Source organism: Enterococcus raffinosus, from assembly GCF_019175485.1.
Lineage (GTDB): Bacteria > Bacillota > Bacilli > Lactobacillales > Enterococcaceae > Enterococcus_A > Enterococcus_A raffinosus.
On sequence record NZ_CP072888.1, the window covers coordinates 2105630 to 2130478 of the forward strand.

The 24849-nt window shown below is 37.6% G+C and carries 27 protein-coding genes; 3 read left to right on the top strand and 24 right to left on the bottom strand.

The genetic code is table 11. From position 1 onward, the window contains the following. Position 1: 1 nt before the first annotated feature. The 11 genes from ftsZ to J9537_RS10325 form a co-directional block, all read right to left on the bottom strand. Positions 2 to 1240 (bottom strand): cell division protein FtsZ, encoded by a 1239-nt coding sequence (gene ftsZ, locus J9537_RS10275; protein WP_010745922.1) that lies wholly within the window; start codon positions 1238 to 1240, stop codon positions 2 to 4. A gap of 21 nt (positions 1241 to 1261) precedes the next feature. Next, a complete protein-coding gene (ftsA, locus tag J9537_RS10280; RefSeq protein ID WP_218256097.1) occupies positions 1262 to 2587 on the bottom strand; it encodes a cell division protein FtsA in 1326 nt (441 codons plus the stop codon). A 165-nt stretch (positions 2588 to 2752) separates the two neighbouring features. Next, positions 2753 to 3871 (bottom strand): cell division protein FtsQ/DivIB, encoded by a 1119-nt coding sequence (locus J9537_RS10285; protein WP_218256098.1) that lies wholly within the window; start codon positions 3869 to 3871, stop codon positions 2753 to 2755. Positions 3872 to 3874: 3 nt separating this feature from the next. Further along, complete coding sequence (gene murG, locus J9537_RS10290; protein WP_218256100.1) at positions 3875 to 4966, bottom strand: undecaprenyldiphospho-muramoylpentapeptide beta-N-acetylglucosaminyltransferase; 1092 nt, start codon at positions 4964 to 4966, stop codon at positions 3875 to 3877. A 9-nt stretch (positions 4967 to 4975) separates the two neighbouring features. Continuing rightward, on the bottom strand, positions 4976 to 6340 hold the full coding sequence (murD, locus tag J9537_RS10295; RefSeq protein ID WP_218256101.1) for a UDP-N-acetylmuramoyl-L-alanine--D-glutamate ligase: 1365 nt from the start codon (positions 6338 to 6340) through the stop codon (positions 4976 to 4978). 14 nt (positions 6341 to 6354) lie between these two features. Then, complete coding sequence (gene mraY / locus J9537_RS10300) at positions 6355 to 7317, bottom strand: phospho-N-acetylmuramoyl-pentapeptide-transferase (protein ID WP_218256102.1); 963 nt, start codon at positions 7315 to 7317, stop codon at positions 6355 to 6357. Positions 7318 to 7332: 15 nt separating this feature from the next. Then, positions 7333 to 9522, bottom strand: a complete 2190-nt coding sequence (locus tag J9537_RS10305) for a penicillin-binding transpeptidase domain-containing protein (RefSeq protein WP_218256104.1) — start codon at positions 9520 to 9522, stop codon at positions 7333 to 7335. Then, positions 9523 to 9900, bottom strand: coding sequence for a cell division protein FtsL (gene ftsL / locus J9537_RS10310; protein ID WP_010745915.1), 378 nt, complete (start codon positions 9898 to 9900; stop codon positions 9523 to 9525). Between the two features lie 5 nt (positions 9901 to 9905). After that, on the bottom strand, positions 9906 to 10859 hold the full coding sequence (gene rsmH, locus J9537_RS10315; RefSeq protein ID WP_010745914.1) for a 16S rRNA (cytosine(1402)-N(4))-methyltransferase RsmH: 954 nt from the start codon (positions 10857 to 10859) through the stop codon (positions 9906 to 9908). A gap of 15 nt (positions 10860 to 10874) precedes the next feature. After that, positions 10875 to 11306 (bottom strand): division/cell wall cluster transcriptional repressor MraZ, encoded by a 432-nt coding sequence (mraZ, locus tag J9537_RS10320; RefSeq protein ID WP_218256106.1) that lies wholly within the window; start codon positions 11304 to 11306, stop codon positions 10875 to 10877. A 168-nt stretch (positions 11307 to 11474) separates the two neighbouring features. Beyond that, positions 11475 to 11846 (bottom strand): DUF3397 domain-containing protein, encoded by a 372-nt coding sequence (locus J9537_RS10325; protein WP_010745912.1) that lies wholly within the window; start codon positions 11844 to 11846, stop codon positions 11475 to 11477. Positions 11847 to 12073: 227 nt separating this feature from the next. Here J9537_RS10325 and J9537_RS10330 point away from each other — a divergent pair, with 227 nt between their 5' ends. Next, positions 12074 to 12190 (top strand): DUF4044 domain-containing protein, encoded by a 117-nt coding sequence (locus tag J9537_RS10330; protein WP_010745911.1) that lies wholly within the window; start codon positions 12074 to 12076, stop codon positions 12188 to 12190. Between the two features lie 26 nt (positions 12191 to 12216). On the opposite strand, the gene recN is transcribed toward J9537_RS10330, so the two are convergent. The 13 genes from recN to J9537_RS10395 all read right to left on the bottom strand — a co-directional run bounded on the left by recN (position 12217) and on the right by J9537_RS10395 (position 22782). Continuing rightward, positions 12217 to 13887 (bottom strand): DNA repair protein RecN, encoded by a 1671-nt coding sequence (gene recN, locus J9537_RS10335; RefSeq protein WP_218256108.1) that lies wholly within the window; start codon positions 13885 to 13887, stop codon positions 12217 to 12219. 28 nt (positions 13888 to 13915) lie between these two features. Continuing rightward, on the bottom strand, positions 13916 to 14374 hold the full coding sequence (locus tag J9537_RS10340; protein ID WP_010745909.1) for an arginine repressor: 459 nt from the start codon (positions 14372 to 14374) through the stop codon (positions 13916 to 13918). 15 nt (positions 14375 to 14389) lie between these two features. Beyond that, a complete protein-coding gene (locus J9537_RS10345; RefSeq protein ID WP_010745908.1) occupies positions 14390 to 15205 on the bottom strand; it encodes a TlyA family RNA methyltransferase in 816 nt (271 codons plus the stop codon). Between the two features lie 44 nt (positions 15206 to 15249). Further along, complete coding sequence (locus tag J9537_RS10350) at positions 15250 to 16134, bottom strand: polyprenyl synthetase family protein (protein WP_218256109.1); 885 nt, start codon at positions 16132 to 16134, stop codon at positions 15250 to 15252. Next, positions 16134 to 16355, bottom strand: coding sequence for an exodeoxyribonuclease VII small subunit (locus J9537_RS10355; RefSeq protein WP_010745906.1), 222 nt, complete (start codon positions 16353 to 16355; stop codon positions 16134 to 16136). Before J9537_RS10355 ends, J9537_RS10350 begins: the two co-directional genes overlap by 1 nt. Then, positions 16355 to 17689 (bottom strand): exodeoxyribonuclease VII large subunit, encoded by a 1335-nt coding sequence (gene xseA, locus J9537_RS10360; RefSeq protein WP_010745905.1) that lies wholly within the window; start codon positions 17687 to 17689, stop codon positions 16355 to 16357. The genes J9537_RS10355 and xseA overlap by 1 nt, the downstream gene beginning before the upstream one ends. 15 nt (positions 17690 to 17704) lie before the next feature. Then, positions 17705 to 18562: a bifunctional methylenetetrahydrofolate dehydrogenase/methenyltetrahydrofolate cyclohydrolase gene (locus J9537_RS10365; protein ID WP_218256111.1), complete on the bottom strand. Its 858-nt coding sequence runs from the start codon at positions 18560 to 18562 to the stop codon at positions 17705 to 17707. A gap of 57 nt (positions 18563 to 18619) precedes the next feature. After that, positions 18620 to 19078, bottom strand: coding sequence for a transcription antitermination factor NusB (nusB, locus tag J9537_RS10370; RefSeq protein ID WP_010745903.1), 459 nt, complete (start codon positions 19076 to 19078; stop codon positions 18620 to 18622). Continuing rightward, on the bottom strand, positions 19071 to 19496 hold the full coding sequence (locus J9537_RS10375) for an Asp23/Gls24 family envelope stress response protein (RefSeq protein ID WP_010745902.1): 426 nt from the start codon (positions 19494 to 19496) through the stop codon (positions 19071 to 19073). The genes nusB and J9537_RS10375 overlap by 8 nt, the downstream gene beginning before the upstream one ends. Before the next feature lie 187 nt (positions 19497 to 19683). Then, positions 19684 to 20241, bottom strand: a complete 558-nt coding sequence (gene efp / locus J9537_RS10380; RefSeq protein ID WP_010745901.1) for an elongation factor P — start codon at positions 20239 to 20241, stop codon at positions 19684 to 19686. 216 nt (positions 20242 to 20457) lie between these two features. Next, positions 20458 to 21522 (bottom strand): M24 family metallopeptidase, encoded by a 1065-nt coding sequence (locus J9537_RS10385; protein WP_218256113.1) that lies wholly within the window; start codon positions 21520 to 21522, stop codon positions 20458 to 20460. A 121-nt stretch (positions 21523 to 21643) separates the two neighbouring features. Beyond that, positions 21644 to 21880 carry a GlsB/YeaQ/YmgE family stress response membrane protein gene (locus J9537_RS10390; RefSeq protein WP_035019402.1) on the bottom strand — a complete coding sequence of 79 codons (237 nt, stop codon included), beginning with the start codon at positions 21878 to 21880 and terminating at the stop codon, positions 21644 to 21646. Positions 21881 to 22080: 200 nt separating this feature from the next. Further along, the gene (locus J9537_RS10395) at positions 22081 to 22782 is read right to left on the bottom strand and encodes a hypothetical protein (RefSeq protein WP_218256115.1); all 702 of its coding nucleotides are present in this window, start codon (positions 22780 to 22782) and stop codon (positions 22081 to 22083) included. Between the two features lie 154 nt (positions 22783 to 22936). Between J9537_RS10395 and J9537_RS10400 the strand changes: the two genes are divergently transcribed. Then, entirely contained in the window at positions 22937 to 23464 is a 528-nt protein-coding gene (locus tag J9537_RS10400) for a PadR family transcriptional regulator (RefSeq protein ID WP_010745897.1), read from the top strand. Between the two features lie 109 nt (positions 23465 to 23573). Next, positions 23574 to 24797: an MFS transporter gene (locus J9537_RS10405; protein WP_218256117.1), complete on the top strand. Its 1224-nt coding sequence runs from the start codon at positions 23574 to 23576 to the stop codon at positions 24795 to 24797. Positions 24798 to 24849 lie beyond the last annotated feature (52 nt).

The window sequence follows — 24849 nt, forward strand, 5'->3', positions numbered from 1 at the left end:
TTTATTTTCTACGGCGAAAGAATGGTGGTGTATCTAGTTCTTCGTCTTTTTCAGGTTTTACTTCTTCACGATTGAAGGTTTCGAATTCTTTCTTTTCGATGTTATCAAATTGTGTTTCTTCAACCTTCGGGCGGATATTTTCTTCTTTACGAATATCCCATTCGCCAAATGCAGATTGCCCTTCATTATTTCTTGAAGGTTCGATATCTAAATTTTGCTTTTGTGGAACTGATTGGATTTGACTAGCACGTTGTGTGTTACGTGTAGCCTTACGCTCCTTTTTTGTTGGGTCAATTCCTGTCGCAATTACTGTCACGCGAATTTCATCGCCTAATTCTTCGCTGATTGATGTACCTAAAATAATATTTACATCGCCTGTAGCTGCACTAGCAACGATGTCAGAAGCATCTTGTGCCTCAAATAGCGTCATATCTAAACCGCCAGTAATATTTAACAATACTTGTTCTGCACCATCAATAGATGTTTCTAATAATGGAGAAGAAATAGCTTTTTTCGTCGCTTCGACAACACGATCTTCACCGCTAGCAACACCAATACCCATCAAAGCAGTACCTTGATTAGCCATAACTGTTTTCACATCAGCGAAGTCCAAGTTGACATAGCCAGGAGCTGTAATCAAATCAGAAATCCCTTGCACTCCTTGACGTAAAACATTGTCTGCTTCACGGAAGGCCTCAAGCATTGGCGTTTTCTTATCAACAACTTCAAGTAAACGATTGTTTGAAATGATTAATAGTGTATCAACGTTTTCTTTAAGCAATGAAATGCCTTCTGCGGCAAAACGTCCGCGTTTTGGTCCTTCAAAGCTAAATGGACGAGTAACGACTCCTACTGTTAATGCACCTAAATCTTTAGCGATTTTCGCAACAATCGGTGCTGCACCAGTACCAGTTCCCCCACCCATTCCGGCAGTAATAAAGACCATGTCAGCACCTTCTAATGCATCACGGATTGCTTGTTCACTTTCTTCTGCTGATTTTTGACCAACTTCAGGCTGTGAACCAGCACCTAAACCGCGTGTATATTTAGGGCCTAATTGAATAACTGTTTCTGCTTTTGAATTTTTAAGAGCTTGTACATCAGTGTTTGACGCGATAAATTCAACGCCTTTGACGTTTTCCTCGATCATACGGTTGATGGCATTGCCACCGCCACCGCCAACACCGATAACTTTAATAACTGCACCTTCGTTAATATTGTTATCTATTGAGAATTCCATATTTTCTATTCCTCCTACAAATTAGTCAAAAATATTAGAGAAGAAGTCTTTAATCTTCCCGGTTACTTTTTCTTCATTTTTTGGTTTTGATTCTTCTTCGTAATCATTTGAAGCTTCGTAATCGTCATACACAGGTGCCGTCGAGACAGCGCTCGTTTGAGGTGAAGCAGATAAAGAAACTTTTTCACCGGTCACAGCTGATTTTGCCAAATGATATACATCGCTTAATTCAGCTGAATAATTAACGATACTAATGACATTTGTAAAGACTGGATTTCTCAAGCCCATTTGGTTTGGTACATGCAGTTTCACTGTCGTTCCAAAAATATCTTCAGCTAAGTCAACTACGCCTGGCAAGCTTGCAGCACCACCAGTTAACACGACTCCACCTGGTAAGTCAAGCGCTTCGATTTCATCTAAAGCTTCTTTTGCTTTGCGGAATATTTGTTCTAAACGTGCTTCAATGATTTCAGCTAAATAGCGCTCATCGACTTTAATCGGATCTGTTTTACCAATCACATCTACAGGGAAATCTTCATCCGCTGATGTACGGCTTGGGTAAGCATCTCCATAGTTAATTTTTAATCCTTCCGCATTGTTAAATGACGTGTTCAAAACAATCGAGATATCTTTAGTAACAAATTCTCCACCTTCTTGATCCACGTGGGTGAATTTTAATTGTTTATCATGCATAACGGCCGTTGTTGTTTGTCCGCCACCCATGTCAATAACAATCGTACCAAAATCTTTTTCTCCATCAGATAATGTAGATTCTGTCAGAGCCAAAGATGTAATTACTGTCTCAGCAACAGACAAGCCCGCTTTTTCAACACATTTGGTAATGTTATGAATGATTGTCTTAGGACCAGTAAATACTAATCCGAACATCTCAAGACGTACACCGATCATACCGCGTGGATCTTTAATTCCTTCAAAACCATCAACGGTAAACTCTTGAGGCAATAGTGCAACTATTTGTCTTTCAGGAGGAACCGAACGAACCATTGCTGCTGAAGCGACATTACGAACATCTTCATCCATAATCTCTTTAGACTCATTATTCACAGCGATCATACCTTGGCAAGGCTCAACTTCTAATAAGTTGGCAGGTAATCCTACACTGACACTTTTAATCTGAATCCCAGCTTTTTCCTCGGCCTGTTTTACTGCTCGTTGAATCGCCTGTACTGTTTTATCAATATCTACGATAATCCCACGATTGATTCCTTCTGATTTTGCGTTTCCAACACCAATGATATTCATTTGGCTATCGATGTACTCGGCTACAACAACTTTTATCGATGTTGTCCCGATATCAAGGCCTACATACATTCCTGCTTTTGCCATGAATGGGATTCCCTCCTATTTTCAAATAAATGCTTTATTCAGATTTAATATTTTAAGTTACTGTTAAGCATGAAATATAATTTTTTGCAAGTAATTCACTGCCTTCAATTTTAACACATTTTGCCTAGAATGAAAAAGAAGATTCAACATTTTCTTGTAATAAATTTAATCATTTCCAACTGGCGTTTCAGATTGTTCTGTCGAGCCTTGCGTTGAATCCTCAGTAGCTGAATTTTCAGTGTACGGATAGCTATATATTCCAGCTTCCATGTCAACTACGCCTTTAATCTCTTTATCGCTCATTTCTTTAGCAATTTGAGGGTAGTATTTCATTTTATCTCCTAGATCGTCGATACTAACCAACACTTTATTCCCATCATTCATGAAAATTTCCAGTAACTCTTTGTTTTCACTTGTCGGAGCATACTTTATCTGAGATATTCCTTGTTTTACTTCTTCAGATAACTTTTTATATCCTTCAAGAACTTTCAATATTCGTTTTGATCCAGTGAAGTTCTCCAAAATTGGCAGCTCTCCATCGCTTTTTTCAACTTCGACTGGAATAATCTTTCCATTCGAAATTACAGGTGAGTATTTCCCATCACTTTCTAAATAGGCGACCTCTGGATACTCTTTCACTTTCACTTCAAAATGATTGAAGCCATCGATGTGAACTTCCGCATCCTCAATCTGAAGTTCTTGCTTTTTCAAATTTTTCACATTGTCACTACGATCAAAATATTGACTCCAAAGATTATCTCCAACTGAAAAATTGAGTTCTTTTTTGATTATCTCTGCCGAAATTTTTTCATTCCCAGTAATGCTTACTCCACCTAACTTACCTAAGGGTGAAATGTAATATAATAATAGTATCGCCGGGATTAAAAATAATCCAATTAAAATGGAAGATCTTCGAACGAGACGACGATTTCGTTCATGTTTAATATTGGGGAGACGCTCTAAGAACGAACCGTTTTTTGGACCTTTGGCAGAATCTGGTGCTTCTTTTTCTTCTGTATCTTCCAGATCCTCATCAATAGTCGGTGGATCATCCATATCTGCTGCTTCTCTTTTTTCATCGGCGGGTTCACTAGTATTTGTGTTTTCAGCTGACGATTCAGAAGATTTCGGCGGTGTTTCAGGTTCGCCCTTCTCGAGCGCTTTTTGCTTTAAATACTCCATGTTTGCTAGTTGCCACGGAGTCAAATTCTCTTGTTTTGTTTTTTCTTCTTTTTCTTTATTTTCTTCTGGAAACTCTTCACGACTAATGATCCTCACCTCCAATAATTATTTAACGATCTCGTTTACCAATGACCACATGCGTTCAGCTGCGTCAGGAATTCCTTCTTGACGAGAAGCTTTTGCCATTATTTCTCTTTTTTCATTGTTACTCATGATTTCATCTACCGCTTCAACAAGATTTTCACCTGTTAAATTAGCATCTGCAATCATTTTAACAGCACCCGCGTTTACCAAACTCTGTGCGTTTTTTGTTTGGTGGTCATTGGTAACATATGGACTCGGGATTAGGATGGCTGGTAGTCCCAATGCAGTAAACTCTGCTATGGATGTTGCTCCAGCTCTACCTATCAATAAGTCTACATTTGCCATAACATCCGTCATATTTTTTATATAAGGTTGAAGCGACAAGTTGCGACTGATTTTTTCTACATCAATTTTTTCAGAAATCTCGTTATAATAACGGTCTCCAGAAGCGTATAATACCTGATAATCTTTTTGCGAGAATTTGGGTAACGCCTGTATGACTGCTTGGTTTATTTTAAGCGCACCCTGGCTGCCGCCAAAAATTAATACTGTTGGGGTATCTGGCAACAATTTGTATTGTTCCAATACGTCTGATTTTCCACTAGTGACTACTTCTTGCGCTCGAGGATTTCCCACTAATGCAGTCTTATTTTCCGGAAAATATTGAGCAGCATCAGGAAAACAGATGCCCACCTTATCAGCAAAACGGCTCAAAAATTTATTTGTAATACCCGGTACGCTATTTTGCTCGTGAACGATCGTCGGAATTTTCATTCTTGCTGCGGCATAAACAACCGATCCAGAAACATATCCACCTGTACCAATCACAACATCTGGCTTAAATTCTCGCAATATTTCCTTCGAGCGTTTGATACTTTCTAGAAAGAGCTGTACGGTTTTTAAATTATCAAACGAAAGTTTCCGTTTAAATCCTTGAATTTTAATTGTCTTAAAAGAGATGCCTGTTTCAGGCACGATTTTATTTTCCAAACCTCGATGCGTCCCTACATATAGAAATTCAGAATCAGGTTGGATTTTTTGTACGTAACGGATAAATGCCAGAGCTGGATAGATATGTCCACCAGTGCCACCGCCTGTAACAAGTATTCTCATTTCATTTCCCTACTTTTCTAGTTGTTTCACAGCATGCATAAATTTATCTCCGCGTATTTCAAAGTTTGGGTATTGATCCCAGCTTGCATTTGCAGGAGATAATAAAATGCTATCGCCATCTTCACTCTGTTCATAGGCCAAAGGAACAGCCGTTTCAACATTAGAGGTCAAAATAACTGTCTGAATCCCTGCTCTTCTTGCAGTATCAGCCAGTTTGTCCTTCGTTTCGCCAAAAAGAATCACTGCTTTGACACCTTCTAATGACGGAATCAGCTCATCAAATTCATTTCCACGATCCAAGCCGCCCGCCAGTAAAATTAAACGATCATTATCAAAGCCACTTAGCGCCATTTCGGTTGCTAAGCTGTTTGTTGCCTTTGAATCATTGTAAAACTTGCGTCCATTGATCGTATCCACGTATTGTGTTCGATGAGGAACACCATGAAAATTACTTAACGCTTTACGAATTCCTTCATTAGAAATACCTTTTAATTTTGCTACTGCAATTGCTGCCAAAGCATTCTCAATATTATGAGCGCCAGGTACACCTAAATCAGAAGCAGCCATAATCTTTTCTTTTTTGAAACACAGCTGTCCATCTGATAGGTAAGCCCCGTTATCTAACTTTTCTATTGTAGAAAAAGGAACAATTTGTGCCCCAGTTTGTGTGCTCAACTCTTGTAATTCTGTTGAATTCCAGTTTAAAACTAAATAATCATCTGCGGTCATGTTTTGTTGGATTGCCCATTTAGCTGCTACGTAATTTTCACGCGTTTTATGATAATCTAAATGCGCTTCATAAATATTGGTAATAACTGCTATTTGTGGCTTAAAGCTTTTAATTCCCATCAATTGAAAACTCGACAATTCCATAATGATGTCGTCATCTGCTGTAGCCTTAGAAGCTACTTCACTAGCAGGAAAACCAATATTCCCAGCTAAGTGTGCTTTACCAGTCTTTCTCTCTTGATTCAATAATAGACCGATCATGGTAGTTGTTGTCGTTTTCCCATTCGTTCCGGTAATACCAACGATAGGACATTCTGCGACTTGATAAGCCAACTCCACTTCGGTCAAAATTGGAATATGCAATTCTTCGGCTTTCGCCACTAAGGGATTATCATAAGGAATACCAGGATTTTTTACCATTAATGAAAAATCTTCATCTAGTAATTCGATTGGATGGTGACCTGTAATCACTCGTACACCCTGCTCCAACAGTCCTTGTGCTTCAGGGTTTTCTTCGAAAGGTTTTCCATCGTTTACCGTAACAAGTGCGCCCAAGTCGTTTAATAACTTGGCCGCACTAAATCCACTCTTCGCTAATCCTAACACTAATACCTTTTCGTTTTCATATTGTTTGATTTGTTTCATTTCCTAGTCATCTCCTACAGTACGATCAATAAAACAATAATAGATGCAATCAGTCCGATTGCCCAAAATACAGTATCTACTTTCCATTCGGACCAACCTGACATCTCAAAATGATGATGCAACGGTGACATCTTAAAAACACGTTTCCCTGTCATTTTAAAGGAAGTAACTTGAATAATCACGCTTGCTGTTTCAAAAATATATACCAGACCGACTAATAGCAGCGTCCATTCTTGATGTAGAACAATTGAAACAGCTGCCAACAATCCGCCTAAAGCAAGAGAACCGACATCTCCCATAAAAATTTTCGCAGGTTTTCTATTGTAAGGAAAGAAACCGACTAATCCACCCATTACAGCTAGACACACGATTAAAACTTCATATTGTTGTTGGTTCCAAGCAATAATACCGTATGTTGCAAATGAGATTGTTCCTAGGCCTGAAACTAGCCCGTCGATTCCATCAGTTAGATTTACTGCATTTGAGAAACCAACCAACCAAAAAATCACGAAAAGTCCATAGACAATATTTAAGGGTAAATCGATGCCAAAGAAATTCAACGTATTTGGATAACCTTCCATTCGGTAGATTAAATAGAAGACTATCGCAACAACAACTTGCGCAATGAATTTCTGCTTTGAAGTTAATCCTTCATTTTGCTTCTTAGCTAATTTGATAAAATCGTCCAGAAATCCGATGATTCCATAAAGTAATAATACGAAAACCAGAATTAATAACGAGGTTGTCATTTGCTGCGTCCAAAGACTAAACCAGATTGATGTAATCACTGCAGCGGCTAGAAAACCTAAACCACCCATCGTTGGTGTGCCAGCTTTTGTATTATGCCATTTTGGCCCTTCATCACGAATTTCTTGTCCTTGTTTCTTCATCCTAAAATAGCCAATAATAAATGGCATGCCTGCAACAGTAATTGCGAAACTACTGGCAAAAGCGATAAATAGTTGTGCCGGTTGCATTTTTTTCTCTCCAGTCTAACCTAACGTAATTTTCAATTTCTTCTTCGATATTTCCGAATAGGGAGCAATATTTTGTTTCGCACAGTAGCCGTCCCCTTTAAATGTGACATCAATATCCAGCAAATTAGTCAATTTCAAAATATCTGCTTTAGACCAGCCACGAACATCAGGCATCTCTTTCTTGCCGTCTGTCAACAAAATAAGATGTTCATTTGCCATTACCTTTTCACCTGGTTTGGCAGACTGCTGTACAACCTTATCTCCATCGCCAACTACTACAGCTGTCAGTCCACGTTTATTGGCATCTGCTGCAGCTTTTGATGTTGAAAGATTACGATAATCTTCAACAGTAACCTTAGTATTACTTTCTTCCTCTGAAGAATCAGATTCATTATTTTGGAATTCCATTGCACGACTCAATAAAGGATTAGCGATGTCTCCCAAAATACCTGCCTTATTTTCCTGCGGCTGCTTCATTGTTAAATATAAAATGTATTCTGGATCCTCTGAAGGAAGCATCAACGCAATTGAATAAATATAGTTTGTATCACCTGTCAAATATCTACCATTCTCAGCAATTTGAGCGGTCCCTGTTTTAGCAGAAATATGATATCCGGGTACTTTATATTGATCATAAGCAGAACCGTAATTTTCACTTTCTACGGTATCACGCATGTATTCACGCACCTTTTGTGCGGTCTCAGCCGTAATTGGTTCACCTACGACTTCTGGCTTTGTAATAATTTCTTTACCTGTATTAGGGTTAGCTATTTTTTCAACATAATGGGGTTGCAGCATTTTCCCGTCATTTGCAACAGCAGTAAAGCCGCGCATCATTTGAAAATTCGTTACCCCAATAGCTTGTCCATATGAACTCATCGCCTGGTCAACGATATTACTCGTCGGCAGAGTTCCTTTTGATTCACCAGGCAAACCAGAATAAGTACTTTGACCAAATCCAAAGCGTTTCACGTATTCAGGCCAACGATCCCCAAGTTTTTCTTCCAACTTCACCATTCCGACATTACTAGACCAAGATAACGCTTGGCGCATTGTTAATATTCCTTTTTTGCCTAAGTCCCAGTCATTAATGGTCGCATCAGCCACTTGGATCTTTCCAGAAACGTAGCTTTCATTTTCATTAAAGACGCCTTCGTTAACGGCTGCGGCAGTGGTAAAAACCTTCATAGTTGATCCTGGCTCATAGCTATCTTCTACTAAGAAGTTTCGCCATGCGTCAGATTCTCCGAGCCCTTCCTTAGTCTCTGGGTTGAATGTTGGTCGTTGAGACATTGCTAGAATATCCCCTGTTTTCGCCTGCATCAGCATAGCCGTCATCTCTGTAGGATTGGCTTCTGAATTCACTTTGTCCAATAACGTTTCTAAATAGCTTTGTAAGCCTGCGTCTAAAGTAGTATAGATATCTTCTCCGTCGACTGCTTTCTTTTCTTCTGCAACACTACCAGGAATTGGGCGTTGGTTTTCGTCCTTTTGATAAACTACTTTTCCATCTTTCCCTTTTAAAACATCGTCGTAAGCTGCTTCGACACCCATCATCCCAACTAAATTTTCATTTTTATCTGGTTGAGCATAACCTATGAAGTGAGAAGCAAAATTTCCATTCGGATACATTCGATCAGTGTGATCGGTGAAATATAGTCCTTTGATTTTAGCTTTCTTCATCGCATCTTCGATATTTTGTTTGGTCTCCTCGGAAATGTTTTTTCCCTTATTGCCAAACTCAACTTGGTAATACTTACTTGTCCCGTCACTATTTATGCCGCTCTTTAATGTTTTCAAAGCTGTTTTTTCTTTAATTCCTAAATACTTATGTAATATAGAAGCTAATTCATCAAAGTTTTTCTCTTGGGCGTAAAGTTTATCTTTTCCTGAAACATAGCTTTCCGAAAGAATTGCATAAACGGAATAAGAGGTAGCATCTTCTGCTATAACCTCACCGTTACGATCATAAATCGTCCCTCGTTTAGCCTTAACAACTTCACCACCATGATAAAGCTCTTCCGTCTTAGCTTTTAATGATGTTCCTGCTACATGTCCACCTGCCACCACATAAATCATGCGAACGGCAAATAAAAAGAACAATCCAATACTCGTAGCAAACAAAATAACGCCTACTTTTTTGCGATTGTTCATCGGAGTCAAATTCTTTTTTCGGATTTTTCTTCTTAGCCTTTTAAAGCTCATTTACTTCACTTTCCTTAAATTCGCGTCATTGATAGAAAGACCCGCTTTTTCCGCAACTTCTTTCAAACGATCAGATCGAGACAATTCACTTTTTTCTTGTTGTAATTGCGTCGCCGTTTTTTCTTTCGCATCAATATCGGTTTGAATACTAGTAATTTCATTTTGTGTTTTGCTGATTTCATTACGATAATTTACCATCACGATTGACAGCCCAATTAACATCACTAAGAAAGCTAACACGGCAAATTTTTCTACTCGTGTAATTTTCTTTAAACGATCTCCTGGAGAAACGAAGACTTTGAAAGAATCTGGCGTTTGTTGAATCTCATTTTGCTGAGAATCAAATTGAAATGGTTGTTTATTTTTTAATTCTGCCATAATTCCTATCCTTTCTTCACTTTCTCAGCGATCCGCAATTTTGCACTTCTCGCACGATTGTTCTCATTTAATTCCTCTTCTGAAGGAATAATTGGTTTTCGATTAACTAATTTTAGCATTGGCTGAAATTCTTCCGGTACCATTGGTAAGCCAGGTGGCATATCCTTAGGTGTGCTAAATTCTTTAAACATGGTCTTCACGATTCGGTCTTCTAATGAATGAAACGTAATTACACTGACTCTTCCGTTAACAGATAGCATATCAATCGCTTGTTCCAAAGAACTCTCAATTGCTCCTAGCTCATCATTCACAGCAATCCGAACAGCTTGGAAAACCCTTTTTGCAGGATGACCGCCTTTTCGTCTTGCCGGAGCTGGAATAGCTTCCTTAATTATATCAACGAGCTCGCCTGTAGTTTCTATTGGCTTTTCTTCACGTTTGCGTTCAATCAAACGTGCGATTTGTTTAGAGAATTTTTCTTCTCCGTAACGAAAGAAGATTTTTACTAATTCATGGTAAGAGTAATCATTTACAACTTGATAGGCACTCAAGGGAGCATCCTGATCCATCCGCATATCCAATGGAGCATCTTGATGGTAACTAAACCCACGTTCAGCCTCATCTAGTTGCGGAGAGGAAACGCCCAAATCATATAAAATCCCATCGACTTCTGTCACGCCTAAATAATTCAGTTCTTCTTTTAGATCTCTGAAATTAGCTTTAATAAAAGTCACTTGCTTTTTTTCGACATATTTTGTCAAACGAATTTTCGCGTTATTAATCGCTTTTTGATCTTGATCAAAAGCATAAAGATGTCCATCTGCGTTTAACTGGCTTAATAAGTACTCACTGTGACCAGCACCGCCTAATGTACAATCAACATAAATACCGTCTGGTTTGATTGCTAGACCATCAACTGTCTCGCGAAGCAAAACGGTTGTATGTTGAAAGTCTGTCATTGATAATCCTCTTCTCTAAAATCCAAAATCGACCATTGTCTCTGCAATGTCGTCGAAACTAGCTTCTGTTTCTTTTGTAAAATCATTCCAACGAGCTTGATCCCAAATTTCAATGCGATTGGCTACACCAATGATGACGCATTCTTTTTCCAAAGAAGCGTGACTACGCAAAGATGCCGGTATATTGATCCGACCTTGTTTATCAATCTCACACTCGGTAGCAGCAGAGTAAAAGAAACGAACAAATGCACGCGCATCTTTCTTTGAAAGCGGCATTTCATTTAGCTTTGTTTCTAATTGGTTCCACTCGGCTAAATGGTAACCGAACAAACACCCATCCATACCTCGGGTAACAACAAACTTCTCGCCTAACTGTTCACGTAATTTTGATGGGACGATCAATCGACCTTTTGCATCAATATTGTGTTGAAATTCACCCATGAACATCTAGACTTCACCCCTTTTTACCACCGCATGAGATTAGTCTACCACAATCCCCCACAATCTACCACACTTTACAAAAAACAAAAATAACAGTTTCTTGACCTTTTCTAACCATATTGTTTTATCGGGAAATACGTAGGTAATAAAGAGTTTTTTTAAAGTTTTTTTCATTTATAAGGCATTAATAATACTTGCAATAATCAAAATAAAATAGACCAAAACTGATAATAAAAACGTTAAGCGCCAAAACATTTTGAAAAATCGACCATACATGATTTCACGATAGCGATAGGCTTGGAAAACGACGACGCTAATACCCAGTAATAGAATGGATAGCAAAAAATATGGTAAAATTGAAAACGTACTGATACTTTTTGATATTTCGTGCATTCCAACGATTAAAAATGGTACAGTAATATCTGGCGTTTTCAAATTGAAGCGTTGTTTTAATTTAAAAGTTGTTACGATATAATCAGACGCTAAAAAGACGATAATCGGGAAAATGTACCATAACAACAAAATTGGTGAAAATGATGCCAACAAATACAGTCCTTCCTCTTCTAACTACTACCTTCACTATACTGCATTATCGTTACATTCGTGTTTCAATTCATTTAAAATATAAAGGATTTAGCAAGTTTTAACAATTGAATTCGCAACATTGACGCGAAAAGATTTCTTAGTATTTTTTAAAAGTTTTTTCAGTTATTTGCGGAGTTTCAAGAAATGAAGTATGATGAATTTGAGATTTTTTTGAGGATGGTGACGGCATGAATAACAAAAAATCTACTAGTACTTTTTCTAAAGTTACCAAGGTTGTTATTTGGACCATGTTAATTTTAACAATCGGTTCATTGGTTTTGAGTAGTCTACTAAGTATTATGTAAGCAAATAGCCGGAGCATGAGCTCCGGCTATTTTTTTGCTAATTGCAATAATTCTTTTGCATGCTTGACAGTTAAATCTGTAATCTCTGCTCCTGCTAACATACGAGCAATTTCGTCAATACGATCCCTTTCAGTTAACTCCTCTACCTTAGTTAAAGTCCTTCCATCAACTATCTCTTTACGAATAAATAGTTGATGATCAGCTTTAGCGGCTACTTGAGGTAAATGAGTGATACATAAGGCCTGTGAATTCAGACCAATTTGATAAATCTTGTCTGCAATCGCTTGGGCGACTCGCCCACTCACTCCAGTATCTACTTCATCAAAAACAATACTCGTTAATCCCTGAGTTTTTGAGAAAATGGTCTTTAAAGCCAACATGACTCGAGAAATTTCTCCTCCTGATGCCACTTTAACTAGAGGCTTCAATGGCTCTCCAGGATTAGTCGTTATGTAAAACTCTACCTCATCTACTCCCTCTGCATTAAAAGAGCTCTCTTTAAAACTCACTTCAAACCGAGCATTCTCCATGTACAAATCCTTCAGTTCATTTTGGATTGCTGATTCTAATTTTTTCGCCATCTTTTTTCGCGCCGCTTGTAGCATCTCAGCTAAGTGTTGTAATTCATTTTCTTTTTCATATAGTTCTTTTTCTAATCTTTCCAATTTGTCTCCAGAGAAATCTGAATCCAAAAGTTCTTCACTAATCTGATCATAATAGTTTAGAATGATCTCGATCGAATCTCCATACTTTCTTTTCAGTTGATGAATTAGTTCAAGCCTTTCATTAACTATATCCAAGCGCTCCTCATCTAACTCTAGCAAATCTAATTGACGCCCGATTTCACTGACCGCATCTTGCAAAAGATAGTAGGCACTATGAACATTATCAGATATGCCTTCATAGTCAGTATCTAAAGAAGCTATTGTTTGAAGTTCCTGACTAGCTGAACCTATCGCATCTAAAGAGTTTGTTTCTTCATTTGTCATAGCTTGGTAACTATAAGAAAGACTATCTACTATTTTCTGATAGTTCGTAAGTTTCTCCCGCTCTTCCATCAGTTTTTCTTCTTCACCAATAGATAGCTCTGCATTTCCAATTTCTTCTTGTTGAAAAGTTAGCATATCTATTCTTTGAACAAAAGATTGTTCATTTTGTTTAAATTTTCTAACTTGATTCATTAAAGTTATATAGCTATGATATGCGGTCTGATACCTAATTTTTTTCTCTTGAAAAGCCGAGTCACCAAAACTATCTAAAAGACGGAGATGCGATTCTGGATGCATCAATTCCTGGTGGTCGTTTTGGCCTTGAATGTCTACTAAGAATTGACCAATTCTTCGTAAGTTCGCCAAAGTAACAATTCTTCCGTTCACTCGTGAGACACTTTTTCCTGAGATATTCAAATCTCTTTGAACAATCAATCCTGCCTCATCTACTTCAATTCCAAGTTCTTCCATTAGTAGACTGAACTCATGTTGCTTAGGTAAATCAAAAAGCCCCTCAACTAAACATTTATCACTACCTTGACGAATATATTCGATGGATGAACGAGCTCCAGCTAACAAGCTAACTGCGTCAATAATAATTGATTTTCCAGCGCCTGTTTCGCCAGTTAGAGCTGTCATTCCATCAGTAAATCCTAAATGCAACGAAGAAATGATCGCAAAATTTTTGATTGTTAGCTCTTGCAACATTTTCATATTCTCCTTTTAATGAGACTTACTAATTATTCTGGCTTTTTTCAACGATATCTTGTTTTATATATTTTGCATCGTCTTCTGTTCTTGCAATCATCAAAACACTATCATCATCATTCAAGGTCGTAAATAAATTTTTCATGAATTGTTTTTCTAATAGATTTGCACAGGCAGACGCATTTCCCGGAAGTGTTTTAACACTGATAAATTTCTCCATTTGATCAATAGAAACCATGGCATCTTTTAACAAATCAGCCAGTTTTTCATTCACGTCTTCCTGTTCTTGAAGGGGCATACTGTATCGATACCCACCATTCGGAGAAGGTACCTTAATGAGTTTCATTTCTTTGATATCACGTGAAATTGTTGCTTGAGTTACTTTCACACCTTCTCGCGCAAGAACTGTTACAAATTCCTCCTGCTTCCTCACATCATACTCGCTCAATAACTTAGTAATAATGCGATGGCGCTCGTCTTTTCGCATTTCTTTTCCTCCTGATTATTTATCTAATTGCTGATGAGCCTCTGCTACAACCATTTCCAAATCAATTTCTGATTTTAAACAACCTGTTTCAGGTACTTTTTTCAAATGAGCCAAAAACTCAATGTTTCCTTCCCCGCCAGTAATAGGAGAAAAAGTCAGTTCTTCTACATTAAAACCATGCGCTATTGCAAAATCAGTAATTTCCTTTAACACCATCAAATGTGTTTTTGGGTCCTTAACAATTCCCTTTTTCCCTACAAATTCTCTTCCCGCTTCAAATTGTGGTTTAATCAACGCGACCACGTCTCCGTTATCCATCAAAATTTCATGTAAGGGAGGTAAAATCAGCTTTAAAGAGATAAAGGAAACATCAATTGTTGCAAAATTTGGTTGTCCCTTCTCAAAATCTGCTAACTTAGAATAACGGAAATTCGTCCGTTCCATGACAACTACTCGCTCATCCTGACGTAGTTTCCAAGCCAATTGATTATAGCCAACATCTAAGGCATAGCTTAACAAAGCACCGTTTTGCAATGCAACATCCGTGAATCCGCCTGTAGAAGATCCTATGTCCAACAGAATTTTTTGATCAATATCTACATCAAAATTTTTTAGAGCCTTTTCTAATTTTAATCCACCACGAGAAACATACGCTAAGCTTTGCCCTTTTACTTGTAAAACTGTCTCAATTGAAATTTTTTCACCAGGTTTGTCCAGTCGTTCATTTTTTTGATCATATACTAAACCAGCCATCACGCCGCGTTTAGCCTTTTCTCTGGTTTCAAAAAGTCCTTGATTAAAAGCCAACACGTCGACACGTTCTTTTTTCATGATATCTCCTATTTCTTATAATAGATTTAACTTCATCCAACACATTATTTCTTAAGAGCAAAGAGCGCTAGTAAATCTTCGAAAATTTCAGGCTGAACTTCTGCCACTTTTGATAATTGTTGGATTGTATCTTCAGCCTGACTTAACTCGTCAACCAGAGACTGCATAGCCCCTTCAACTCCCAATAATGCTGGGTATGTGCTTTTATCTGATTTTTCGTCCTGACCGACTTGCTTTCCTAATTCTTCTGTTGAACTCACAATATCCAATAAATCATCCCGAATTTGAAAAGCCAAACCAATATGCCCACCAAGTTTTTTTAGAAGTTCAAGCACATACTCCGTTTGATTCGCAAGGATCCCTCCAGCTACGAAAGCATAAGTCAACAAAGCACCTGTTTTCCCACGATGAATTATCTTTAATTCGTCTAATGAAACATGCTGCTTTTCTGCCGCCATATCTCCCGCTTGTCCTGCAACCATGCCTCCAGTCCCAGCAGCCTTTGCTAATAACTGGATCAACAAGACAGTTTCAGTGGAGTCTAAAATAGTTTCACTGAGCAGTTGAAACGCACCCGTTAAAAGACCATCCCCTGCTAAAATTGCTAATGCTTCACCGAAAATTTTATGATTCGTCGGTTTCCCACGTCGTAAATCATCATCGTCCATTGCTGGAAGATCATCATGGATTAATGAATAGGTGTGAATCATTTCTAATGCTCCCGCAGTCTGGTAAACGGGCAAAGACAACTCTTTTTGAAAAGCTTTTACTGTCGCTAATACTATTAACGGACGAATCCTTTTCCCCCCCGCATTAATTGAATAAAGCATACTTTCCTTTAACTCTTCATGTGTTGTGTAGGTGTTGATAAAATCAATTATTTCTTTTTCAACTTTAGGTAGCTCTTCAGCAGAAAGCTGCTGTAACATTAGGCTTCCTCCTCACCTGTAAAAGGCACTTCTTCATCTTCACTCATCATCTTGGTTAATGTCTTTTCTGCTTTCGTTAAAGTATCCTGACATTGCTTGCTTAAAACCATACCTTTTTGAAATGCTTCAAGTGCTTCTTCTAATGGCACATCGCCACGTTCTAATTGTGACACAATATTTTCTAGTTGAGTAATTGATTCTTCAAAGGTTGTATTTTCCATTATTTTTTCCCTTCCTCAATTTCTAAGATTGATGCCTTTACATTTCCATCAACAAAATGCACGACCATTTCTTTTTCTTTTAAATTCTTAACAGAACGAATTACTTGGTCATCTTGGGTCGTATATGTAAACCCTCGTCCCATCGTTTTTAGTGGACTTAATAAATCAAGAGACATAACTGCCTGCTGTAATCTACGCTGTTGAGCTTCTATATATCCCTGCATTTGCTGCTGTAGCCGTTCCTGTAAATATGTCATTTGCTGTTGCGCTTGTTTCAAACGATTGATAGGATTGGCTTGGGCCAAGCGACTACTGTACTGCATCAATTCGCGTTCTCGCTGATTGACTAAAACAGTCATATTTTGTTGCAATTGTTGCACTAATCGATCCAATCGCACACTTTGCGCTTCGTATAATCGTGCAGGCTGTCTAAAGATATAGGATTGCTGCAAACGTTCAAAACGGTCTTTTTTTCGTTGTAATTGATGCATAAAGGCCTGTTCTAAACGTGCTTGTTTCTCTTTAACTCGTAAAATTTCTTCCGATAAAACAGGTACCGCTAATTCTGCAGCTGCTGTTGGCGTTGCTGCTCGGACATCTGCAACTAAATCAGCGATCGTCGTATCCGTTTCGTGCCCGACTGAAGAGATGACGGGAATCGGAGATGCTGCAATTGCTCGAGCGACAATCTCTTCATTAAAAGGCCAAAGATCTTCAATCGATCCCCCACCTCGACCAATAATCATAGTATCAAAATTCAACTTCTCGGCCTTTTTGATATTTGAGACAATATCTGCAGCAGCTTTATCTCCCTGCACCAATGTGGGAAATAAAACCAGTTGCACAATGGGATATCGGCGTTTTACTGTTGTAATAATATCTCTGATCACTGCGCCACTAGGACTAGTGATTACAGCGATTCGTTTCGGAAAGCGAGGCAATGACTTTTTGGGGAGAGAAAACAATCCTTCTTTATCCAATTTCTCTCGCAATTCTGCTAATGCTTGATAGAGCGCACCGACACCGTCAGGCTCCATATGATCTATATAAATCTGATAGTTGCCACTAGCTTCATACAATGCCACGCGACCTACCACTAATACTTTCATACCTTCTTTTGGCGTAAACCTCAGCTTTTGAAACGCTCCTTTAAACATAATAGCACTTATTTTGGAACGTTCATCCTTTAAACTAAAGTATTGATGACTGTTTGCTCGCATACGGAAATTTGATATCTCTCCGGTCAAATAGACCCGCTCTAAATAGGGGTCTACATCGAACTTCCGTTTAATATACTTGTTTAAAGCACTGACGGTTAAATATTCTTGTGCCATTTAAACACCTCTTTGTTATTCGTGATTCAGTACTTGTCGCTCACAACATTCGACTGTTTGCTGCATTAACATAGTGATGGTCATGGGGCCTACTCCCCCAGGAACCGGGGTAATGTAGCTAGCGATCGGTTCGACTTCATCCAACTTCACATCACCTATTAGTTTTCCATCTTCATTTCGATTCATTCCAACATCAATGACAACTGCTCCTGGCTTAACAAATTCTTTTGTAACGAAATGGCCTTTGCCGATTGCTACAACTAAAATATCCGCCTTACTAGCTACTTTTGCCAAATCTTTCGTTTTTGAATGGGTTAATGTGACTGTTGCATCCGCCTCTAATAATAAAATCGCCATTGGTTTACCCACAATATTGCTTCGACCTATCACTACTGCCTGTTTACCTGCCAAAGGGATATCATATTCTTCAAACATTTTCATAATGCCATAAGGAGTACAAGGAATCGTATGGGGCATTCCAGCAAATAATCTTCCCATATTCATTGGATGGAACCCATCAACGTCCTTTAAAGGATTAATTGCCAGTAAAACCTTTTCTTCATCAATATGATCTGGCAAAGGTAACTGAACTAATATTCCATGAAATTCATCTGATTGATTAAATTGTTCGATTTCTCTAATCAGCTCAGTTTCAGTAATACTTTCAGGATAACGTTTTACCTCTGAATGGATACCAATTTTCTTAGCAGCCCGTTCTTTATTTCTTACATAGATCTGGCTAGCTGGGTTTTCTCCGACCAATAAGACAACCAATCCAGGATAAATTTCTTTTTCTGCCAACGTATTCACTTGCTTTGCTGTTTCTTTTTGAAGTTTTTCTGCCAATTTTTTACCATCGATAATTTGCGCCATATTAATCCCCACTTCTTTTTCTGTATAGTTTAAATGAAGCTGGGAAAAATAGCTTTATTAGCTATTTGCCCCAGCTTCATCGATCTCTTTCATTACATTAGATAAGATACCATTGACAAACTTTCTTGACTGGTCGTCACTGAAAGTTTTGGCTAACTCGATTGCTTCGTTTAAAACTACTCGATTGGGTACTTGCGTGTTGTACAACATTTCATAGATTCCTAGTCGCAAAATAATCAAATCCATTTTTGCAATTCGTTGAATCGTCCAGTTAGAACGCAGGTGTTTTTTAATAATTTCATCCAGTTCTGTTTGATGATCGACAACTCCACCAACTAATTCATCCAGATAGATGGGAACAAATGCTTCTTCGTCATCACTGACAAATTCTTGTTGATCAATACTTAAAGCATGGTTGATCGCATCTTTTTTAGTTAACTCTTGATTAAAATCTAAGGGAAATAATGCCTGCAATGCTTTTTCCCGAATCTCGTGACGTGACAATTCTTTACTCATTATTTTCCTCTTCATCATTAAATAATTCTTCTAGAGTCGGTTGTTCCAATTTTTCCGCAACTACACCAACAACATGAATGTTTACTTCACTTAAAGCTAAATCAGTCATGAACAATACTTGCTGTTTTACACGTTCCTGCATTGCCATCGCTACTTTTGGTACAGAAGTTCCATAATCGAAGTAAGAATAGATATCGACTTTTAAACCATCTTCGTCGTTTTTAAGATAAACGCCTTTACCGTGTGCTGATTTACCAAGCAATTCAGTGACATTGCTAGCTAAGGAACCACGCATGCCATAGACACCATCAACTTTTGAGGCTGCAATTCCGATAATTACTTCGATTACTTCTGGCGCAATAATAATCTCACCAAGTTCTGGGCTTTCGCCTAAAACTAAATTTTTTTCATCTGCCATCTTACTCTCTCCTTATTCCTCCAAATATCCTTATTTCTCTAAAGAAAAATAAGGCCGTTACTGATATCGTATATCATCTAACAGAATATACATAATTAATTTAATTTAAAAATCTCTATTCATAAGAAATTAAATATTAATGACGTTTCTAAATCTTCAACTAATCAAAATAGAACAGCAAAAACGATTATGCTCGAGAAACATAACTGCCATCTTGTGTATTAACAATCAGCTTATCTCCTTGGTTTACGAAGAATGGTACATTTACTGTCAAGCCAGTTTCCATTACAGCGGGTTTTGAACCACCTGATGATGTATCACCCTTGATATTGGGCTCCGTTTCTGCAACCTCTAGAGTAACAGTATTAGGAAGGTCTACCCCTAATACCTCATTACCATACATAATAACAGTAAGTTCAGTGTTTTCTAACACGTAGAGCATTTCTTCTGCCACTTGTTGTTTGGGCATCTCAATTTGTTCATAGCTCTGCATATCCATGAAAACATAGTTATCTCCGTCATCATAAAGGTATTGCATTTTTTTATTATCAATTTGAGCTTTTGCTACTTTTTCACCTGCACGGAACGTTTTTTCTTGAACTGCTCCAGTACGTAAATTTTTAAGTTTTGAACGAACGAAGGCCGCACCTTTACCTGGTTTTACATGTTGAAAGTCAACTACGCGCCAAATGCCGCCATCCACCTCGATAGTCAAACCAGTTTTAAAATCGTTTACTGAAATCATGATACTTCCTCCTAATTCACTAAAAGATAATCAAAAGAAGTGATTATCTACCTATTACCCCATCTTTACAGATTTGGTTCTAGTTTATCATTTCTTGTTTACTTACGCTACCACTACTCTGTTTAGGTCATTCGTTTTTAATGAAACTATTTCTTAACAAAAAACACAGCCTTGTTTCCACTAAGTTTTTTACAAGGGATACAAAAAGCAAAAAGTTTATAAAATAATCAGTTCTTTTGATGATTGAGTTAAGATTCGATTGCCCTCAGCTAAAATCACTAGATCATCTTCTATTCGCACACCACCTAAACCAGCTATGTAAATACCTGGTTCATCCGTGATAACATTGCCCACCGTTAAGGGCTCTTCATTGGAACGGCTAATATTTGGTCCTTCGTGAATGTCCAAGCCAATACCATGTCCAGTAGAATGTCCGAAAGCTTCACCATATCCAGCTTCCGTAATAATGTTCCGAGCGACGACATCCAATTGTGCACCAGTTACACCAACTTGTGCTGCAGCTAGAACGTTTAATTGCGCATCTAATACAATTTGATAAATATCTTTTAACTCTTGACCAGGGTCACCTATCGCAAAAGTTCGTGTAATGTCTGACACGTAACCTTGATATACACAGCCAAAATCAAGTGTAATTAAATCTCCCTGCTCGATCATTTTTTCACTGGCTACACCGTGGGGTAAAGCGGAACGTACACCACTTGCAACAATCGTATCAAACGATGTTCCTGTTGCACCAAGTGAACGCATGAAGAAATCTAGCTGGTTAGCCACCTCAATCTCTGTCATTCCAGGGCGAATCATTTTTAAAACATGCTCAAAACCTTCATCAGCAATGGCACATGCTTTTTCAATAATGGCGATTTCACCGGCGTCTTTCTGCTCTCTTAATTTTTCAATTAGTCCACTTGCAGGAGCCAATTCAGCATCTATCGCTTCTTCAAAAATTGAATACTCCGCATAAGTGATATACGAATCTTCAAACCCAAGAACATTGACTCCCTCACTTTCCATCAGTTTGAGTATCTCACTTGTAATGTCCCCTTGATGTTGAAGGATCGTCATTCCTTGGACTTGTTCGCTCGCTTGTTCAGTATAACGAAAATCGGTAATAAAAAAAGCGTTGTTCAATGTGATAAATGCTAAACCAGCAGTTCCAGTAAAATTCGTTAGGTAACGAAGATTAGCTGGACTTGTTACTAAGTATGCATCTATTACTTCTTTTTTCATCAGTGCACGTAATTTTTCAATTCGTTTTATCATTCTTATCACCCATTATCCATTATAACAAAGAGTGTCAAAAAGCTGAACGAACACGTCTAGAAAAACAATAGAAGCTTCACAAAAAAACAGAAGCCGAAAATCGACTTCTGTTAATTCATGATCATCGTCTTCCAGTGAAGAAAGAAACGACTGCTACAACTACGACAGCTCCTAGAATAGAAGGAACTAACGCCATTCCTGCTAAATGAGGACCCCAGTGACCAAAAATCGCTTGACCTATATAGGAACCGGCTAAACCAGCGATAATATTAAAGAGACAACCCATCTGCTTTCCACGTCCTGAAAGGCTGCCACCTATCGCTCCAATGACAGCACCTACTATTAATGTCCAAATCATCATTACCCCTCCATTCTTGATACTAAATCCAGTTTAATTTTTAATATTTGGTTATTGTCAATAGCCTAATATTAGTTTCATAAAAAAGTTTCGCAGTTGTGAAACTAAACAAAACGTTGATATAAAAACTTTTTCGTAATTGTAAGCGGCTAAATTGATTGATAAAAACGCTTTTTTATCTCTGCCTGTGAATAACTTTTTTATTTCAACAAATCCGTTCGTAGTTTTATGCTGTTTTTACACCAATTCACTCTATCTAAATAATATGGAAAATCACCATTTAAGGAAAAAGTATCGGGCTCTGGTACATTGATTTTATTCATCCTTGCACTACCTTTTGCTAAATAACCTGTACCCATTTTCAACATGTCTTTTAAATTAAGATTACTATCGGAATACTCTTTGACCGTACCATAATTATTAGTGATAGATGATAAACGAGGACGCACTGTTTTTCGCTTCATCAATCGAATGATGTCTTCTTGCCGTTCAAAAACATCCATTCGACCATCTTCATCAATTTGATAACTGATATAAGCATCAATTTCCTCTAGTGTCATTCGTTGTTTTCCTTTTGTAAACCGTTGACCATTTTTTAAAGCAACAAAGTTTTTATAAACTGTCACTGGCATTTTACCATCTTCTTCAAGTCCCACTTCTTTCACACCAAGTAGGCTGTCTTCTTTTTTTAAAATCAAATATTTTTTTACTTCTATAGAAAAAGCGAGTGAAAAATAGGCTAAAAATTTTTCAATCGTCACTTGAGTATACAACTCACCCAGTGTCACTTTTTTAATTTTTATTTCTGGAGAAATCCGCAACAAACTGTTTACTCCGCTAGTTAAGTCATAGACAAAAAAACTTGAACAAGTTTGGTCATCAAATACAAATAAAACTTTCATTACGATCTTCCTCTCTAAAACAAGTTTATTAAAGATAAAAAGAAAAAACATCCGCCGCAAGTCTGAAAGTTATTCTTTTTCATGCTATTTATCTAAATAATGATACAATAAACAAGAATTAAAAACGAAACCTTTCACACAAAAGGAGCATGTCATGAATACAATTAGTTACGTTGTTTTAGCTATGCTTGTTCGGTCACCTCTAACTGGCTATGAATTAAAGCGTTTTTTGAATCTTTTTTGGGAGGCGCATCATAGTCAGATTTACCCGACATTGAAAGAATTACGCAAACAAGGGTTTATCGAAATTATTGATATTCCTGACGGAAAACGTAAAGTCTATGATATTACTGCATCGGGAAAAAAATTAGTAAAGGAATGGGTACTTATTAAAAGTCCTACACCGTCTCAAAAGGATGAGTTCTTGGCAAAAATCTTTACTATATCCGCATTAGATCGTGACACTGCTAAATTTTTGATTATGGAACGCAAACAACTCTTCAACGAGCAATTAAATGAGTACTCAAAAGTACTGAACAATTTGAACGATCTCACTGGAGAAGAGTATAAAAAAAATTTTGGAAGAGAATTAATTGTTGAACGAAAGATTCGTTTATGCAAGGAAGAACTCTATTGGTGCGAATGGGCAGAAGAAAGAATTGAAGAGTATTTTACTGAATAATCATGTTAACACAGCTTTTAAAGTAAAGCTGTGTTTTTTTATCATAAATTATATGTAAATTTATTTATGTAAATATTGACACAAATAAATATTATGATTAAACTATTGAATGGAAAGTGGTGACCTAATGGAAAATTTAAATGAAAACTTAGTAACGGAAAAAGAAAATGGCAAAGCTGCGTATGTCGTCGCATTTGCTTGCATGATCGCTTTTATGGGAATCGGGTTAGTGGATCCCATTTTGAACTCGATCGCCAAATCTTTACAAGCTACACCTGCTCAAACAACGCTCTTGTTTACTAGTTATATGATGGTAACGGGAATTGTTATGCTATTTACTGGTTTTGTTTCTAGCCGAATCGGTATGAAGAAAACCTTAATGTTAGGACTATTTATTATTATCGTTTTTGCTCTTTTTGCTGGATTATCTAATACAATCAATGCTTTAATCTACTTTAGAGCTGGTTGGGGATTAGGAAACGCGTTATTTATTTCAACCGCGTTATCCGCAATCGTTAGTGTTTTAATCGGTCAAACAGAAAAATCAATCATGCTTTATGAAGCTGCAATGGGATTAGGGATGTCAATTGGACCACTTGTTGGCGGTTCACTCGGTTCTGTCTCTTGGCGATTGCCTTTTGCTGGTGTATCCATTCTGATGCTGATCTCCTTTTTATCAATATCAATCATGTTTAAAGAGCCTAAGGATAGTACCAAAGAAAAAATTGATTTTTTTGCCGGTGCTAAAGCTTTAAAAAATCATAAATTACGCTCTATCGGTTTGATTGCCTTACTATATAATTTTGGCTTTTTTACTTTACTCGCGTATGCCCCTTTCTTGATGCCTAACTTTTCAGAAATGGAAATTGGCATGACCTTTTTTGGGTGGGGAATTTTGTTAGCAATTTCCTCAATTTTCCTAGCAACACGATTTGAAAGAAAAATTGGCACCTTCTATACTTTGATGATTGGTTTTATTGGATTTGTCATTTGCTTGCTGTTAATGGGGATTAATGCGGATCAGCCGACACTTGTTGCAGCGGCATTAATCGCAGCGGGCTTCTTCCAAGGAATCATTAATACGCTGATGACTACTATCGCGATGGAAATTCCAGGTATCAAACGTAACATTGCTTCCTCTACTTATAGCTTTGTTCGTTTCTTCGGTGGTTCATTAGCACCGTTTGTCGCAGGAATGATCGGCACAAAGTTCGGGGGCAACTACACTTTCTATTTTGCCAGTGCTATGGTCCTGATTGGAATTATATTGGTTAAAGTTCATTCACAATACTTTGAAACAGTAGAAGAGGAAGAAAGCGAAGAGAATCTATAAAAGACTAAAGGGAACCTATCGAGGGTTCCCTTTAGTCTTTTATAGATTATTT

Coding starts and splice junctions, on each gene's coding strand:
- nusB (WP_010745903.1), bottom strand. CDS start 19,078: ATGAGTAAAGAATTGTCACGTCACGAGATTCGGGAAAAAGCATTGCAG.
- J9537_RS10400 (WP_010745897.1), top strand. CDS start 22,937: ATGAATACAATTAGTTACGTTGTTTTAGCTATGCTTGTTCGGTCACCT.
- ftsZ (WP_010745922.1), bottom strand. CDS start 1,240: ATGGAATTCTCAATAGATAACAATATTAACGAAGGTGCAGTTATTAAA.
- murG (WP_218256100.1), bottom strand. CDS start 4,966: ATGAGAATACTTGTTACAGGCGGTGGCACTGGTGGACATATCTATCCA.
- J9537_RS10405 (WP_218256117.1), top strand. CDS start 23,574: ATGGAAAGTGGTGACCTAATGGAAAATTTAAATGAAAACTTAGTAACG.
- J9537_RS10385 (WP_218256113.1), bottom strand. CDS start 21,522: ATGATAAAACGAATTGAAAAATTACGTGCACTGATGAAAAAAGAAGTA.
- J9537_RS10345 (WP_010745908.1), bottom strand. CDS start 15,205: ATGAAAAAAGAACGTGTCGACGTGTTGGCTTTTAATCAAGGACTTTTT.
- J9537_RS10395 (WP_218256115.1), bottom strand. CDS start 22,782: ATGAAAGTTTTATTTGTATTTGATGACCAAACTTGTTCAAGTTTTTTT.
- efp (WP_010745901.1), bottom strand. CDS start 20,241: ATGATTTCAGTAAACGATTTTAAAACTGGTTTGACTATCGAGGTGGAT.
- J9537_RS10375 (WP_010745902.1), bottom strand. CDS start 19,496: ATGGCAGATGAAAAAAATTTAGTTTTAGGCGAAAGCCCAGAACTTGGT.
- rsmH (WP_010745914.1), bottom strand. CDS start 10,859: ATGACAGACTTTCAACATACAACCGTTTTGCTTCGCGAGACAGTTGAT.
- J9537_RS10340 (WP_010745909.1), bottom strand. CDS start 14,374: ATGCGAAAAGACGAGCGCCATCGCATTATTACTAAGTTATTGAGCGAG.
- J9537_RS10355 (WP_010745906.1), bottom strand. CDS start 16,355: ATGGAAAATACAACCTTTGAAGAATCAATTACTCAACTAGAAAATATT.
- J9537_RS10350 (WP_218256109.1), bottom strand. CDS start 16,134: ATGTTACAGCAGCTTTCTGCTGAAGAGCTACCTAAAGTTGAAAAAGAA.
- J9537_RS10305 (WP_218256104.1), bottom strand. CDS start 9,522: ATGAGCTTTAAAAGGCTAAGAAGAAAAATCCGAAAAAAGAATTTGACT.
- J9537_RS10330 (WP_010745911.1), top strand. CDS start 12,074: ATGAATAACAAAAAATCTACTAGTACTTTTTCTAAAGTTACCAAGGTT.
- recN (WP_218256108.1), bottom strand. CDS start 13,887: ATGTTGCAAGAGCTAACAATCAAAAATTTTGCGATCATTTCTTCGTTG.
- J9537_RS10390 (WP_035019402.1), bottom strand. CDS start 21,880: ATGATTTGGACATTAATAGTAGGTGCTGTCATTGGAGCGATAGGTGGC.
- mraZ (WP_218256106.1), bottom strand. CDS start 11,306: ATGTTCATGGGTGAATTTCAACACAATATTGATGCAAAAGGTCGATTG.
- ftsL (WP_010745915.1), bottom strand. CDS start 9,900: ATGGCAGAATTAAAAAATAAACAACCATTTCAATTTGATTCTCAGCAA.
- mraY (WP_218256102.1), bottom strand. CDS start 7,317: ATGCAACCGGCACAACTATTTATCGCTTTTGCCAGTAGTTTCGCAATT.
- murD (WP_218256101.1), bottom strand. CDS start 6,340: ATGAAACAAATCAAACAATATGAAAACGAAAAGGTATTAGTGTTAGGA.
- xseA (WP_010745905.1), bottom strand. CDS start 17,689: ATGGCACAAGAATATTTAACCGTCAGTGCTTTAAACAAGTATATTAAA.
- ftsA (WP_218256097.1), bottom strand. CDS start 2,587: ATGGCAAAAGCAGGAATGTATGTAGGCCTTGATATCGGGACAACATCG.
- J9537_RS10365 (WP_218256111.1), bottom strand. CDS start 18,562: ATGGCGCAAATTATCGATGGTAAAAAATTGGCAGAAAAACTTCAAAAA.